This is a genomic window from Rhizobacter sp., assembly GCA_021153565.1.
Lineage (GTDB): Bacteria > Pseudomonadota > Gammaproteobacteria > Burkholderiales > Burkholderiaceae_C > Albitalea.
Window position 1 is genome coordinate 1 of sequence record JAJKJU010000335.1, and the last position, 15,197, is coordinate 15,197.

Consider the following 15,197-nt stretch of genomic DNA (forward strand, 5'->3'; position numbering starts at 1 on the left):
AAATGCTCGCCATAGCCCGGGCTATGGCTGTGCTTTGCGCCTAGATCAGGTGCCTTTTGACGCGCTGCTCGGACACGCTCGAAAAACTCTCAGCCTCTGAGAGGTCGCAAAAGGAAAGAATCATGTCGAAAAAGGGAATCGAAACACTGGTCGGATTGTTCGTGCTGCTTGGGCTCGCAGGCTTGGTATTCCTGTCCTTGAAGGCAGCGAACCTTGCGAGTTTCGGCACGCGCGACAGCTACAACGTCAGCGCGCGCTTCGACAACATCGGCGGCCTCAAGGCTCGATCCCCAGTGCGCAGCGCGGGTGTCACGGTGGGCCGCGTCACCTCGATCACGCTGGACCCGAAGACCTTCCAGGGTCTGGTCCTGATGGATCTCGACAAGAGCGTGCAGTTTCCGCGCGACTCGTCGGCCAAGATCCTGACCTCGGGTCTCCTCGGCGACCAGTACGTGGGAATCGAGCCCGGCGCAGACGAGAAGAACCTCGGACCCAACGACACGATCAAGCAGACGCAATCCGCCGTGGTGCTCGAGAACCTGATCGGCCAGTTCCTGTTCAGCAAGGCTGCGGAAGGCAGCAACAGCAGTGCCGCAAGCACGCCTGGAGCAAGAAAATGAACGAGTACGCCACGACCGGCGCCGTCCGGCTCGGGCGGCTGTTCGTCTGGGTCTCGCTGCTCGTCGGCGCCATCTTGTTGCAAGGCTGTTCCACGCTCGGAGCGACGACAGCGGGCGACAAGCTGGACCCGTGGGAAAAGTGGAATCGCAAGGTCTTTACTTTCAACGAAAAGCTCGACGAAAACGTTTTGAAGCCGGTCGCCGTGGGGTACAGCAATCTCGTACCGCGGCCTGTGCGAAACGGCGTCGGCAACTTCTTCGGCAACGCGGCCGACGCTTGGTCTGCAATCAACAACTTCCTGCAGGGCAAAGTGTCCAACGGCTTGCACGATGTGGTCCGCTTCGGCACCAACACCGTGTTCGGGCTGGGCGGCGTGCTCGACGTGGCGACCGAGTTCGGGCTCGATCATCAATACGAAGATTTCGGGCAGACCCTTGGCGCCTGGGGCTTCGGTCCGGGGGCCTACATCGTGTGGCCGCTGTTCGGCCCATCGAGCGTGCGCGAATCCATTGCGCTGCCCCTCGATCGTGCGGTGTCGCCAGCGCTCGTCTTTCACGACGGGGCGGTGAAATGGGAGATCACCGCTTTGCAGATTGTGAACACGCGCGCGAGCCTTCTAGGTGCGAGCCAGGTGCTCGATGACATCGCGATCGACAAGTACACCTTTGTGCGCGATGCTTACCTGCAACGCCGCCGAAGTCTCGTGTATGACGGCGAGGAGCCACCCACGCCCGACGAATCGAAGACGGTGGATGACGGCAAGACCCCGCCAGTGAACGCAAAGCCTGCCGAGACCAAGCCCGGCGATTCAAAACCTGCCGATCTCAAACCCGCGGGCGACAAGCCAGCTGACAAAGCCCCGCCGACGCCGCCTGCAACAAAATAATCGCCAACCGGTGTGGCGCCCACCGCGTTGTGCAGACCGGGTGGGCGTCGATTGGCGCAGAACTCACCAGTGCCGATGTACTCCAAACCCGCGTGCTCCACCCGGAGCTGGGCTTAGAAAGGTAATGAATGTTTTCTCGACGAATTGCTCTCTTCTTCTCCGCCGCCGCACTGATGCTTGCCAGCGGTGCCGCCAGTGCGCAGACTGCGCCGGGCGCCCCGGAAGCCCTGATCAAGCAGGTGTCCACCGAAGTCCTCGATTCGCTGAAGTCCGACAAGTCCATCAAGCAGGGCGATGTGCAAAAGATCATTGCACTCGTGGACGCCAAGGTGATGCCGCATGTAAATTTCAAACGCATGACGGCTTCCGCTGTCGGCCGCTACTGGCGTCAAGCCACGCCCGAGCAGCAAAAGCGCCTGCAGGATGAATTCAAGATTCTGTTGGTGCGCACCTATTCCGGTGCACTGGCCCAGGTGAAGGACCAGACCGTTCAGCTCAAGCCGACGCGTCCCGGCACCGATCCGAATGAAGTGGTTGTGAAGACCGAGATTCGCGGCCAGGGCGACCCGATCCAGCTCGACTACCGGCTCGAAAAGTCAGGCGAAGATTGGAAGATCTATGACGTGAATGTGCTCGGCGTATGGCTGGTCGAAAACTATCGCAACACCTTCGCTCAGGAAATCGGCGCCGGTGGCATCGACGGGCTGATTGCGAAGATGGCCGAGCGCAACAAGGCCGCCGCGGCCCGCAGTTAAGGCACGACGACATGTTGCTGCTGCCCGCCACCGTCACGATGCAGGAAGCGCGCGATGCACGCGCCATGCTGGCCCAGGCTCTCAAGCGCTTGCCTGAAGGTCCGGTGGTGATTGACGCTTCGGGCCTCCAGCAATTCGACACCTCGGTCATCGCGGTATTGCTGGAGTGTCAGCGGCTTGCGCAGGCTTGGGGCAAAGCCTTCAGCGTGAAGCATGCCCCGCCAAAACTGACATCGCTGGCCAAGCTCTACGGCGTCGATCCGATCTTGTCCTTCGCTGCGAATTCGTAGCCCGGCAGTAAGGACATGGCCCGGAACAAGTTCCCGTTTTGGGGGTGCTGGACGGGCTTGCTGCGGCGTTGCTCCTCACTTGTGTGGCTCGCCACACGGCGCTCGGAGCGCCTTGCATCGCATCCCGGCCCAGCGCCCCCAAAACGGGAACTTGTTCCGGGCCATGTCCTAAACCGGGTTGCACCCGGCTTGCGACATCTACACCGCCATCACCCCGGCTGCGCGTAGCGCTTGGCGCGCTGATCTCCTGCAACATTGGCCGCAACTCGCCGGGAAGGCGCAGTGCCACGGCGGTGGTCAAGATGTCGATGACCATGAGATGCAGCAGCCGCGACACCATCGGGCTGTAGAGGTCGTAGCCTTCCGGGTGGTCGCAAGCCAGCAGGATCTGGTTGTTGCCCTGGGCCGTCTGGGCGAGGGGCGATCCGCTGGCCGTGATGAGAATCGCCGTCGCGCCTTTGCGACGTGCAATGTCGGCCGCATCCAGCAGATCGCGGCTGCGTCCTGAGTTGCTGATGATCACCGCGCAATCGCCCGGCGTGAGCATGGTCGCTGCCATCACCTGGACGTGTCCGTCGCTGATCGCCGCGGTGTTTACGCCCAGCCGGAAGAACTTGTGCTGCCCGTCCTGTGCCAGGATACCGGAGTTGCCGACGCCGTAGAACTCGATACGCTTGCCCGCACGGCCCGCAGCGGCAAGTGCTGCAATCGCGCGTTCGAAGGCATGTCCGGCCGCATCGTTGCGGTATTTGAGCAGCGCAGACACTGCGTTGTCGATGACCTTCACGATCACGTCGCCCGGCTTATCGTCTTCAGCCACCGAACGGTGCACGAAGGGCACGCCCTCGTTGACATTGCCCGCGAGCTTCAGTTTGAAATCGGCAAGACCGTCATAGCCCACGCTCCGGCAAAAACGCACGACGGTGGGCTTGCTCACCTGCGAGCGTTCCGCCAGCTCTCCGACGGGCAGGCTCGCAAAACTGCGTGGGTCGGCGAGAACCAGCTTCGCAACGCGCTGCTCGGCCGGCGGCAGGGCGGGTATGGAAGCGCGAATCCGGTCCAGCATGATCTTTGTCTACCGTTCCAACGCGCGGCCTTCTCATGAGAGGCTGAGAGTATTTCGAGCGTGTCCGAGCAGCACGTCAAAAGGCGCCTGATCTAGGCGCAAAGCACAGCCATAGCTCGTGCTATGGCGAGCATTTGCAACGACGAGCAGGCGTCTTTTGGCGTGATGAGCGGGCATGATCGAAAAACTCTCAGCCTCTGAGGCCTGCGCCAAATCCTTATTGTTCTTCAGCCCACGCAAAGCCGTCGCGCGCCACTAGTGCGCTCGCCGCTGCGGGGCCCCACGTACCCGCTGCATAGGGGCGAGGCCCGCCGGATGCCGCGTTGTCGCGCTTCCAGGCATCCAGCACGGGCTCGACCCACCGCCATGCCTGTTCCTGCTCATCGCTTCGAACGAAGAGATTGAGGCGCCCGGCAATCGCATCCAGCAGCAAGCGCTCGTAGGCGCCTACGCGGTTTTCAGCGAATGCCTTTTCGAAGTCCAGGTCGAGGAAGACCGGGCTCAAAGACTCCTGCTGTCCCGCGCCCTTGACCGCGAGCAGGTGCAGCTCCAGGCCGTCTTCCGGCTGCAGTTTGATCACGAGCTTGTTGGGCTGGTTGACGCCTGGGAAGATGCTGTGTGGCGTCGGCCGGAAGTTCACGACGATCTGTGCATCGCGTGCTGCCAGCCGTTTGCCAGTCCGCAGGTAGAAGGGCACGCCAGCCCATCGCCAGTTCTCGACCTCGGTGCGCAGCGCGACAAAGGTTTCGGTCTTGCTGTCTGCGGGCACCTTGGCTTCCTCGAGATAACCAGGAACCGGCTTGCCTGCGGACGTGCCCTTGCGGTATTGGCCGCGGATCACGTCGCGCGCCACGCTTTCGTCGGTAAAGGGCTTGAGCGAACGCAGCACCTTGAGCTTTTCGTCGCGAATCGCATCCGCATCCATTCGCGAAGGCGGCTCCATCGCGACCATGGTGAGTAACTGCAGCGCATGGTTCTGGACCATGTCGCGCAGCGCGCCGGTCCGGTCGTAGAAGTCGCCCCGCGTGCCAACGCCCAGATCCTCGGCGAGCGTGATCTGGATGTTGGCGATGCTTTCGCGGCGCCACAGCGGCTCGAACAGCGCATTGCCGAAGCGCAGCGCCATGAGGTTTTGCACGGCGGGCTTGCCGAGGTAGTGGTCGATACGAAACGCCTGTGTCTCGCTGTACACCGAGCGCACGACGCGATTGATTTCCTGCGCACTCGAGAGGTCATGGCCCAACGGCTTTTCCAGCACCACGCGAATGCTCGGACCATTCAGGCCCACGGCGCCCAACTGCTCGCAAATCATGGGAAAGAGGTGTGGACTCGTCGCGAGATACAGCACAGCCGTGTCCGCGCTGCGCTCTTCCAGCCACTTCTTGAGCTTGAGGTAGTCCTCGGGGTGTGACAAGTCCATCCGGCGGTAGTGCACCAACTGGGCAAAACGTTCGAATTCCTCGTCGCTAGGACGCTTGGCGTCGACGACGTCCTGGAAGCGATCCTTGAGCCAGACGCGGTATTTGTCGTCCGTCAGCTCGTCACGCGCCACAGACAGAATGCGCCCGTTCGGTGGCAGCTTGCCATGCCGAAATGCCTGGAAAAGTGCCGGCATCAGCTTGCGCCACGTGAGATCGCCGGTGCCTCCAAAGAAGACGAGATCGAAGGACATTTCCGCGTCTGATGTAATTTAGTTTCACGGGAATCATGCCCACGTTTCTTGGGCCGGTCAACGTTTCAAGGTCGCCAGCGGGGTTTCGGTGCGACACTTCGAAAGGTCGCTTACCTGTGAGCGAAAGCGGTCACGGCACGATTCGCCTTCGGCTCGGGTTCTAATGCAATTCACAACGGCCTGATCAGGACGGTGCCATGAACCAACTCGACCAGCTCAAGCAATACACGACCGTCGTTGCCGACACTGGCAACTTCAAGCAGCTCGCGGCCTTTGCGCCAAGAGATGCCACCACCAACCCTTCGCTCATCCTGAAAGCGGTCCAGCAGCCCGACTACGCTCCACTGCTCGCGGAAACCGTGGCCCAGTTCAAAGGTTGGCCGCACGAAGAAGTCGTTGACCAGGTACTGGTGCGCTTTGGCCGGGAGATCCTGAAAGTCGTGCCCGGCCGTGTCTCGACCGAGGTCGACGCGCGACTGAGCTTCGACTGCGCGGCGACTGTCGCGCGAGCTCACCGCATCATCACGCTGTACGAGGAGGCAGGCATTGCGAAGGAGCGTGTCCTGATCAAGATCGCATCGACATGGGAAGGCATCCAGGCGGCGCGCATCCTTGAGCGCGAGGGCATTCACTGCAACCTCACGCTGCTCTTTTCCTTCTGCCAGGCGGTGGCCTGCGGTGAGGCCGACGTGAAGCTCATCTCGCCATTCGTCGGCCGCATCTACGACTGGTACAAGAAGTCGGCAGGAGGGAAGTGGGACGAAGGCGCCAACGCCGGTGCTCATGATCCGGGCGTGCGGTCCGTGGCGCAGATCTACAACTACTACAAGAAGTTCGACGTCAAGACCGAGGTGATGGGCGCGAGCTTTCGCAATGTGGGCCAGATCACTGCGCTCGCCGGCTGCGATTTACTCACCATCAGCCCCGAATTGCTTGCCACCCTGCAATCGAGCGAAGCGCCGCTGCGACGCGCGCTCGATCCCGAAGTGGCCAGAGCCGCGGTCATCCACGCGGTGACCTACAACGAAGCGAGCTTCCGCTACGCGCTCAACGACGACGCGATGGCCACGGAGAAACTTGCCGAAGGAATCCGCGCCTTCGCCGCTGATGCCGCCAAGCTCGACATCATGATTGAAGCCCTGTTATGAATACCCCCCGCTGCGATCAAACCGAAGCGTGGAACGCGCTGCGTGGCCACTACGAAGCGCATGGCCGCGACTTCGATCTGCGTGAAGCCTTTGCGCGCGACCCCGGTCGCTTCGGCGCACTGAGCTTCGAGGCGCCGAACGTCTTCGCCGACTTGTCGAAGAACCGCATCGATACGGCGTCGCTGCATTTTCTGCTCGACCTGGCGAGCGAGTGCCAGATCGAATCACGACGCGATGCGATGTTCAAAGGCGATCCGATCAACCATACCGAAGGCAGACCGGTTCTGCACACTGCGCTGCGTGCACCGCGTGGACAGGCCCCGTTCAGCAGCGAGGTGCACAGCGTGCTCGAGGCCATGCTGGCGTACGTCGAGACGGTGCGTGACACACAGGCGAGCGGCATCCGCCACATCGTGAACATCGGCATCGGCGGCAGCGACCTTGGGCCGCAGATGGTGGTGCCGGCGCTCGATGCTTTCGTGCATCCGGGAATGACCTTTCACTTCGTCTCGAACGTCGACGGCCATGACATCGCTCCGGTGCTACGCCAGATCAAGCCGGCAGAGACACTCTTCATCATTGCGAGCAAGACGTTCACGACACAGGAAACCATGGCCAACGCGCAAGTCGCGAAGGCTTGGTTCGCGAGCAACGGCGGTACCGACATCGCGAAGCATTTCGTCGCGACAACGACCAACGTGAAAGCGGCAGCGGAATTCGGCATCCAGACGACATTCGGATTCTGGGACTGGGTCGGCGGCCGATATTCACTCTGGTCTTCCATCGGTCTGTCGATCGCGCTGGCCATCGGCGCCGATAATTTCCGTGCATTGCTCGCAGGTGCGCACGACATGGACAGGCATTTCGCTGGCGCCCCGCTCGCCAAGAACCTGCCGGTGCTGCTCGCTCTCGTCGATGTCTGGTATCGCAACTTTCATGGCTTCACCAGCCGCAGCGTGGCGCCGTATCACCAGGGGTTGAAGCGGCTGCCGGCGTATTTGCAGCAGCTCGAGATGGAGAGCAACGGTAAACGCGTGGACCTGGATGGCAAGGACCTCCCGTACGCGACGAGCCCGGTCGTGTGGGGCGAACCGGGCACCAATGGGCAGCATGCCTACTTCCAGATGCTGCACCAGGGCACGGACGTGATTCCGGTCGAGTTCGTTCTGGTGAGGCACCCGACGCACGCATTCACCGATCTTCACTCCAAGCTGCTCGCCAACGGATTGGCGCAGGCACAGGCGCTGATGCTTGGCAAAACCACGGAGCAGGCGGCCACTGAAAAGGCGCCTACGGCGTCGAGGGAACTCGATGCGCAAACCATCGCTCGTCATCGCACCTTCCCCGGCAACCGTCCGAGCACCACGCTGCTGCTCGATCAGCTCACTCCGGCAAGCCTCGGCTCGCTGATTGCGCTTTACGAGCATCGCGTGTTCGTGAGCGGCGCCTTGTGGGGAATCAACAGTTTCGACCAATGGGGCGTGGAGCTGGGCAAGGCCTTGTGCCATGACCTGTTGCCCCGGCTCACGTCGGGCGACGTGGAGGGGCTGGATGGCTCCACCGCGGGGCTGCTGCGACGCTTGACCACGTGAAGACGAGCTATGGCTGCGCTTTGCGCCTAGATCAGGTGTCTTTTGACGCGCTGCTCGGGCACGCTCGAAAAACTCTCAGCCTCTGAGACCGCCGACAGCAGATCAGTGAACACGTTCGATGCCCCGATCACGTCTTTGAAGCCCGACCGTTCAACCAGACTGCGAGGCTGCTCGTTCAGGTCGCACAGCATGAGCCGCACACCTTGGCGTTCCAGCGAGCGATGCAACTGTTCCAAGGCATCGAGACCCGAGGTGTCCATTGAAATGAGCCGATGCGCTTCGAGCACCACGGCGCGTGTCGCCGGCCCAACGCTCGTCGCGATCGGTTCGAGTTTCGCCACTGCGCCGAAAAAGAGCGATCCGTACAACCGAACCACGCGCACCTCGTCCGTTGAAGCCTCGTGCGGCTCCACGCGAAACAGCGTACTCATTCGATAGATGAAGAACACGCAGGCGAGCAGCAGCCCCACTTCGACTGCCACGGTCAGGTCAAAGACGACAGTCAGAAAGAATGTTCCCAGCAGCACCATGCGGTACTGCGGGCTGAACTTGTGAAGCCGCGCGAATTCGTGCCATTCGCCCATGTTCCATGCGACGAATAGCAGGATGCCAGCAAGCGCGGCCAGGGGAATGTATTCCGCCAGCGGCGCTGCCACGAGCACGATGACGAGCAGGGTCAGCGCGTGGACGATGCCCGCGATGGGTGTGCGAGCGCCGGCGCGGATGCTCGTCACGGTGCGGGCGACGGTGCCGGTGGCGGGCATGCCGCCGAACATCGGCGACACGATGTTGGCAATGCCTTGCGCCATCAACTCCTGGTTCGGATCGTGGCGCGGCGAGTCGCTCAGGTTGTCGGCCACGCGCGCGCACAGCAGCGACTCCACTGCCCCAAGCAACGCGATGGTGATCGTCGGGATGAACAACTGCTTGGCGCTTTCCCAGCTGAAAGGCGGCAGCGCAAGCGTCGGCAGGCCTTGAGGAATCTTGCCGAAGCGCGAGCCAATGGTTTCAACTGGAAGCTGCAACACGTACGCCACGATGGTGAGGGTGACGAGGGCCAGGATCGGTCCGGGCATGCGCGATGCTGTGCGCAAGGTGATTCCTTCAAGTACTTGCGCGGGCAGAAGCGTGCCGGGCGAAAACAATCGCGGCCACAGGAAGAGCCCGCCCAAGCACGAGAGGCCGATCGCGAGCGCATACGGATTGAATGTGTGGATGTTCGATGCGAAGGCGTGAATCTGCGCGAAGAAATCGCCCGGCAGCTTGTCGATCTTCAAGCCCAGCAGGTCTCGAACCTGCGACAAGGCGATCAGCACGGCAATGCAGTTGGTGAATCCGATGACGATGGTGATGGGCATGTAGCGCACGAGTGCGCCGAGACGCATCGCGCCCATCGCGAACAGCAATGCACCGGAGAGGGCGGTGGAGATCAGCAAGTTGGTGAGCCCGTAACGCTCGACGATGCCGTAGACGATGACGATGAACGCGCCTGCCGGCCCGCCGATCTGCACGTTCGATCCGCCGAACGCTGAAATCGCGAGGCCGGCGACGATGGCGGTGAAGATGCCTTGCTCGGGCTTGAGGCCAGAGGCGATGGCGAAGGCCATCGCAAGGGGCAGGGCGACCACGCCCACCGTGACACCTGCCCCGAGATCGTGGATGAAGTCTTGGCGCTTGTAGCCCTTTAGCGCGCTGATCAGACGCGGACGGAAGTACAGGCGCGAGAGCCGGGGCATGGCAGTGCGGACGAATGTCTCATCGGCGCTTTCGCGTCGAGGCGGGGTCGGTGTGGCGAGGCTTTTTTGCTGTGGAGTGCGAAGGCGCCGCCACGGCCTCGGGGGATGCGCCGGGAACATAAGTGACGCCGTGCTCGGCGAGGTAATCGCGGATCAGTTGCCGCACGACCTGCGATGGGGTGAGATCCTGCTGCGCGCACAGACGCTCGAAAGCGGTCTTCTTCGCGGGGTCAATCAGCAGGGTCAGGCGTGCCGTCTTCAGTTCCATGGATCGTGACCAATCTGGCTGGTTGTGCTGGCATGTTAATGTTATATGTGTTTAATGTGCATGCTACGCGCATAAAATGAGGCTCGCAAGTCCAAGTCCTTGCCGACATGACTTCATTCTTCCACCGCCTTACCGCCCGCGACCGCACGCGGCGTGCCAATCGTCAGCTGGGCGGTGTGCTCGCCTTTGTCGCGGGCGCGGTCAACGCGGGTGGATTCCTGGCAGTGCAGCGCTACACCTCTCACATGACCGGGGTGGTTTCATCCATCGCCGACGACGTCGTGCTCGGACATGCGTCGCTTGCCATGGCCGGACTGTCGGCTTTGCTGGCCTTCGTCGGCGGCGCGGCGACCACGGCCGTGCTCATCAACTGGGCAAGGCGCCGCAAGATGCAGGGCGAATTCGCGCTGTCATTGATGATCGAGGCACTGTTGTTGCTGGTCTTCGGCCTGCTCGGGGCCAATCTCGAACTCTTCATCGACGTGTTCGTGCCGTCCACCGTGCTGCTGCTGTGTTTCATCATGGGCCTGCAGAACGCCATCGTGACCAAGATTTCGCGGGCGGAGATCCGCACCACCCACATGACCGGCGTGATCACCGACCTTGGAATCGAGATCGGGCGACTTGTTTACTGGAACCGCACCGAGCGGGTCAACGCAGAGCATTTCGTTCGGGCCGATCGCGACAAGCTCAAGATCCACGGCGCCATCCTCGCCATCTTCTTCATGGGTGCACTCGTCGGTGCTGTGGCTTTCAAGCGGGCGGGCTTCACCGCCACTGTGCCCATCGCCGCCTTGCTCATGGCTTTGGCCGCGCCGCCGCTTTGGCGCGACCTTCGCACACTGAACCGCTGAGGAGTGTCCTCGTTGCTCAATGATTTCCTGCCCGTCGATCCGCATCTCGTGCGGCCCTACGTATACGAAGACGAACGAACGGTGGCAATGCATTTCGACATGTCTGCCACGCAAAGCCGAATGCGGCGTGCCGATCCGTTTGCGCTGGACTTGGACTACACGCGCGCGATGATGGGCTTCCTGATGTTGCTGCCTTCGCCCGCATCGATGCTCATGATTGGCCTGGGTGGTGGTTCACTGGCCAAGTACTGCCACCGCCACCTGCCTGGGACTGACTTCACCGTCGTCGAGATCAATCCGCACGTGATCGCCATGCGCGACGAATTCCTCGTGCCGGCCGATGGCGAGCGGTTTCGCGTGGTGCGCGGTGACGGTGCCGCCTTCGTCCGTTCCGCGCGCGGCCCTTGCAGCGTCGTTCTGGTCGATGGCTTCAACTACGACGGGCAACCCGAAGACCTTTCCATTCCGGATTTCTATGCCAACTGCCGCCGGTTGATCGGCAACACCGGTGTGCTGGCGGTCAATCTGCACGACGATGAGCCACAGTGCGCCATGCTGACGCAGCGAATCTGCAAAGTGTTCGATGCCGATGTGCTCGTGGTCGACGTCGAGTCCGGCGGTAACCGGATCGTCTTCGCAGCCGAGCCGGCGGTCCTCAGCTGCGCAGCCTTGCAGTGGGACGAACGCTGGGCGGCCCTGGATGAGGTTCACCGGCGAACCCTGCGACCCAGCGCGATTCGCATGAGGCGCAGGCTGCAAGAGTTCCTGCCTGTTTGATTCTCAGCCTCTCAGAGGCTGAGAGTTTTTCGAGCGTGCCCGAGCAGCACGTCAAAAGACCCCTGATCTAGGCGCAAAGCGCAGCCATAGCCCGGGCTATGGCGAGCATTTGCAACGACGAGCAGGGGTCTTTTGGCGTGATGAGCGGGCTTGATCGAAATACTCTCAGCCTCTCAGCGCAGCGGCCGATGCAGCAAGCGTTCCAGCGTGCGCAGGGGAGACGTCTCCGGCCGCATCAAGTCTTCCACATCCAGATAGAACGTCTGCTCCATCATGTGCTGACCGCCCATCGCGGCGTGTAGCACCTGGTCGCTGTAAACGACCCATGTCGTCCCCGGCGCAAAGTCGACACGTGCCTGCGGGCCGTCTTTCTGGAACTCGAGATCTGCCTTCGCGTGGTCGTGAAGCTGCAGCATCACGTGGTCGTACTCGGTGCGCCGGCGCTTGGTGATACCGATGCTCTTGATCAGCCACGCCGAGCCCGGAATGGGCCGCGTGATCGACGGAAGGTACCGCCGTGCATGTGCCGCGAAGGGTTCGCCGACGCGCCATTCGCGTGGCTTGCCCTCTTCGTTGACGTTGCAGAAGACGCGCAGCAAACGCATGCCGTGCATGGGGTTGGACGGGAAGGCATCGATGTGCAGCCGCGTGTCGTCCTTGCGCCAGCTCGATTCACGCCCGGCAACATTGGTCGGGCGAAACGAGGTGTTCCCGCGGCGCAACTTGCCGCGGTAATGCGGAAAAAGCCGCAATGCGAAGGCCTCGCTTTGATCGGCGTAGCGAACGACCATGGCCTTGAGCGCTTCCAGGTCGGCCGCGCTGCCGGAAGCTCCGCGCAGCTCGCCGGTGGGCCAGCGCACCGAGATGTTCTTCGATTTGCCGTCGGCCCAGCTCTCGTCGAGGAAGCGGCGTTCGTCATGACTCAGCACGAAAGGCAGCCTCGGAAAGCTCAGCACCTGGCCGTCCTCGACCACGGCCTCGACGCCGCGCGTGGGGCCGTCGTCGGCCCACGACGTGTCGGGGAACTCGCGAACGATGTCGACAGGCTGGTTGGTCATCTTTCAGCGAATGCGCAGGCCCGGCGTCGCACCCGGCCAGGGTTCAAGGATGTAGAGGCCCGGGTGGGTCTTCTCGTCGGCGTGGCTCGCGGCGAGCACCATGCCTTCGCTCACGCCGAACTTCATCTTGCGCGGAGCGAGGTTGGCGACGAGCACGGTGAACTTGCCCGCCAGCTCTTCCGGCTTGTAAGCGCACTTGATGCCGCTGAACACGTTGCGTGTCTTGCTTTCTCCGACGTCCAAGGTGAGGCGCAGCAGCTTGTCGGAGCCTTCGACGTGCTCGGCGCTGACGATCTTGGCAATGCGAAGGTCGATCTTGGCAAAGTCGCCGATGGCGATGGTCTCGGCGATCGCTTCCCCGCCCGGATCGTCTTCGGCAGCGCCGTTGCCCTCGACGGCTGCAGGCGGGGCCGAGGCTGGCGCGGCCAACAGATCGACCAGCATCTTCGGATCGACCCGCTGCATCAAGTGCGTATAGGCCCCGATCACATGCTTGCCCAACAATTTGTCCGCATCCGAGAAGCTCAGATTCTCGACACGCAAGTAGTTCTCAACCTCGCGGGCCAGGGCCGGCAGCACGGGTTTCAGGTAGATCGTGAGCAGCCGGAACGCCTCGATGCACACCGAGCACACCTCGTGCAGCCGCGCGTCTGTGCCGGGCTGCTTGGCGAGTTCCCACGGCTTGTTCTGGTCGACGTACTCGTTGACGCGGTCGGCCAGCAGCATGACCTCGCGCAAGGCCTTGCCGAATTCGCGCTCTTCATACAGCCGCTGCACTTCATGCGACTGGGTCATCAAGGTCTGGAGCAGCTTGGTCCCGTCGGCTGCATGATCCGACGCAAGAATCCCATCGAAACGCTTGCTGAGGAAGCCTGCCGCGCGGCTTGCAATGTTGATGAACTTGCCCACCAGGTCGCTGTTCACGCGCGCCACGAAATCGTCCGGCGTGAATTCGATGTCTTCGACCTTGGCGTTCAGTTTGGCTGCGATGTAGTAACGAAGCCATTCCGCGTTCATGCCCAGCTCGAGGTACTTGAGCGGCGAGATGCCCGTGCCGCGGCTCTTGCTCATCTTGTCGCCCCCGAGCGTGATAAAGCCGTGCACGTAGATGTGGTCAGGCACCTTGCGGCCGCTGAAATGCAGCATCGCCGGCCAGAACAGCGTGTGAAAGGTGATGATGTCCTTTCCGATGATGTGGATCTGCTCCACCTCGGGGTCGGCCATGAAGGCGTCGAAGTCGCTGCCTGTCTTAGCGAAATAGTTCTTGAGCGACGCGAGATAGCCCACCGGCGCATCCAGCCACACGTAGAAGTATTTGCCCGGCGCGTCGGGAATCTCGATGCCGAAATAGGGCGAGTCGCGGCTGATGTCCCAATCGTTGAGCGCCACGTGGCCTTGCTCATCGACGCTGAACCATTCCTTGATCTTGTTGAGCACCTCGGGTTGCAAGCGGCCCGGCTTGCTCGTCCATTCGCGCAGGAAGTCGATGCAGCGCTGCGCCGAGAGCTGGAAGAAGTAGTGATCGCTGCTCTTGAGCACCGGCGTCGCGCCGGTGAGCGTTGAGTACGGGTTCTTGAGGTCGGTGGGCGAATACACCGCGCCGCAGACCTCGCAGTTGTCGCCGTACTGGTCTTTCGCGCTGCAACGCGGGCAATCGCCCTTGATGTAGCGGTCGGGCAGGAACATGCCCTTCACCGGATCGAAGAACTGCTCGATGTTGCGTTCGCCGATCAGTCCCTGCTTGCGCAAGGCGCGGTAAATGTCCTGCGCGAGTTCGTGATTCTCGGCGCCGTCGGTCGAATGCCAGTTGTCGAAGCTGATGTGGAAACCGTCCAGGTACTGCTTGCGGCCCGCGGCGATCTCGGCCACGAACTGCTGGGGCGTCTTGCCCGCCTTGTCGGCTGCAATCATGATCGGCGCGCCGTGGGCGTCATCCGCGCAGACGAAGTGCACCTCGTTGCCCACCATGCGCTGGAAACGAACCCAGATGTCGGCCTGGATGTATTCCATCATGTGCCCAATGTGGAATGGCGCATTGGCGTAGGGCAGGGCGGTGGTGACGAAAAGCTTGCGCGTCATGGGCGGCGGGGGCCTGTGGCCACAAGTGATAGGGGGGAACGGGGATTCTAGGCTCAGGGGCAAGCCCGAAGAATCAGCCATCGCATGGACCCGTCCCTGCGATGCGCGTTCTCGGCCGCAGCGAGCGGAAATTCAAAGCCCACCCCCATAAGAGCGACTTCCAACGCGGGATTTCTTGAATATGCTGCGCCGTTCTCGACGCCAAGGCACACCAAAAATGGCGTCCACCTCGATGCAGCAAGACCGAAACACATACGATGAGCAACGCCACCTTCCCCAGCCCGCTCGACGACCCCCAGCACCTGCTCGTGGGCTACAAGGAGGGCATCACCCTCTTCAGCCACAGCGACCTGATCGTGCTGATGCAGCTGCCGCTGCCCGGCATCACGATCTTC

The 15,197-nt window shown here is 62.1% G+C and carries 13 protein-coding genes and 1 pseudogene; 8 read left to right on the forward strand and 6 right to left on the reverse strand.

Features of this window, described 5'->3' with window-relative positions; genetic code table 11:
• The first annotated feature begins 122 nt into the window (after window positions 1-122).
• From mlaD to AC30NL_RS20600, 4 genes are all read left to right on the forward strand, one after another.
• Window positions 123-620: an outer membrane lipid asymmetry maintenance protein MlaD gene (gene mlaD, locus AC30NL_RS20585; RefSeq protein ID WP_489465847.1), complete on the forward strand. Its 498-nt coding sequence runs from the start codon at window positions 123-125 to the stop codon at window positions 618-620.
• Window positions 617-1,507, forward strand: coding sequence for an MlaA family lipoprotein (locus tag AC30NL_RS20590; RefSeq protein ID WP_489465848.1), 891 nt, complete (start codon window positions 617-619; stop codon window positions 1,505-1,507). The genes mlaD and AC30NL_RS20590 overlap by 4 nt, the downstream gene beginning before the upstream one ends.
• Before the next feature lie 128 nt (window positions 1,508-1,635).
• Complete coding sequence (locus tag AC30NL_RS20595; RefSeq protein WP_489465849.1) at window positions 1,636-2,262, forward strand: MlaC/ttg2D family ABC transporter substrate-binding protein; 627 nt, start codon at window positions 1,636-1,638, stop codon at window positions 2,260-2,262.
• 11 nt (window positions 2,263-2,273) lie between these two features.
• On the forward strand, window positions 2,274-2,552 hold the full coding sequence (locus AC30NL_RS20600) for an STAS domain-containing protein (RefSeq protein WP_489465850.1): 279 nt from the start codon (window positions 2,274-2,276) through the stop codon (window positions 2,550-2,552).
• A 209-nt stretch (window positions 2,553-2,761) separates the two neighbouring features.
• Here AC30NL_RS20600 and AC30NL_RS20605 read toward each other — a convergent pair.
• Window positions 2,762-3,618: pseudogene (locus tag AC30NL_RS20605) on the reverse strand (MurR/RpiR family transcriptional regulator).
• A 217-nt stretch (window positions 3,619-3,835) separates the two neighbouring features.
• The gene (gene zwf / locus AC30NL_RS20610; RefSeq protein ID WP_489465851.1) at window positions 3,836-5,290 is read right to left on the reverse strand and encodes a glucose-6-phosphate dehydrogenase; all 1,455 of its coding nucleotides are present in this window, start codon (window positions 5,288-5,290) and stop codon (window positions 3,836-3,838) included.
• 197 nt (window positions 5,291-5,487) lie between these two features.
• Between zwf and tal the strand changes: the two genes are divergently transcribed.
• Together tal and pgi are read left to right on the forward strand one after the other, a co-directional pair.
• Window positions 5,488-6,438, forward strand: a complete 951-nt coding sequence (gene tal, locus AC30NL_RS20615) for a transaldolase (RefSeq protein WP_489465852.1) — start codon at window positions 5,488-5,490, stop codon at window positions 6,436-6,438.
• Window positions 6,435-8,030, forward strand: coding sequence for a glucose-6-phosphate isomerase (gene pgi / locus AC30NL_RS20620; RefSeq protein ID WP_489465853.1), 1,596 nt, complete (start codon window positions 6,435-6,437; stop codon window positions 8,028-8,030). The genes tal and pgi overlap by 4 nt, the downstream gene beginning before the upstream one ends.
• Before the next feature lie 26 nt (window positions 8,031-8,056).
• Here pgi and AC30NL_RS20625 read toward each other — a convergent pair whose 3' ends face one another.
• Window positions 8,057-9,766, reverse strand: a complete 1,710-nt coding sequence (locus tag AC30NL_RS20625) for a SulP family inorganic anion transporter (protein WP_489465854.1) — start codon at window positions 9,764-9,766, stop codon at window positions 8,057-8,059.
• Window positions 9,767-9,785: 19 nt separating this feature from the next.
• Window positions 9,786-10,034 (reverse strand): hypothetical protein, encoded by a 249-nt coding sequence (locus tag AC30NL_RS20630; RefSeq protein ID WP_489465855.1) that lies wholly within the window; start codon window positions 10,032-10,034, stop codon window positions 9,786-9,788.
• Window positions 10,035-10,141: 107 nt separating this feature from the next.
• Here AC30NL_RS20630 and AC30NL_RS20635 point away from each other — a divergent pair, with 107 nt between their 5' ends.
• Together AC30NL_RS20635 and AC30NL_RS20640 are read left to right on the forward strand one after the other, a co-directional pair.
• A complete protein-coding gene (locus AC30NL_RS20635) occupies window positions 10,142-10,888 on the forward strand; it encodes a YoaK family protein (protein WP_489465856.1) in 747 nt (248 codons plus the stop codon).
• A 12-nt stretch (window positions 10,889-10,900) separates the two neighbouring features.
• Window positions 10,901-11,665, forward strand: a complete 765-nt coding sequence (locus AC30NL_RS20640; RefSeq protein WP_489465857.1) for a spermine/spermidine synthase domain-containing protein — start codon at window positions 10,901-10,903, stop codon at window positions 11,663-11,665.
• A 173-nt stretch (window positions 11,666-11,838) separates the two neighbouring features.
• On the opposite strand, the gene kdoO is transcribed toward AC30NL_RS20640, so the two are convergent.
• Window positions 11,839-12,723 (reverse strand): Kdo hydroxylase KdoO, encoded by an 885-nt coding sequence (gene kdoO, locus AC30NL_RS20645; RefSeq protein ID WP_489465858.1) that lies wholly within the window; start codon window positions 12,721-12,723, stop codon window positions 11,839-11,841.
• A 3-nt stretch (window positions 12,724-12,726) separates the two neighbouring features.
• Complete coding sequence (gene metG / locus AC30NL_RS20650) at window positions 12,727-14,802, reverse strand: methionine--tRNA ligase (RefSeq protein ID WP_489465859.1); 2,076 nt, start codon at window positions 14,800-14,802, stop codon at window positions 12,727-12,729.
• Between the last annotated feature and the right edge of the window lie 395 nt (window positions 14,803-15,197).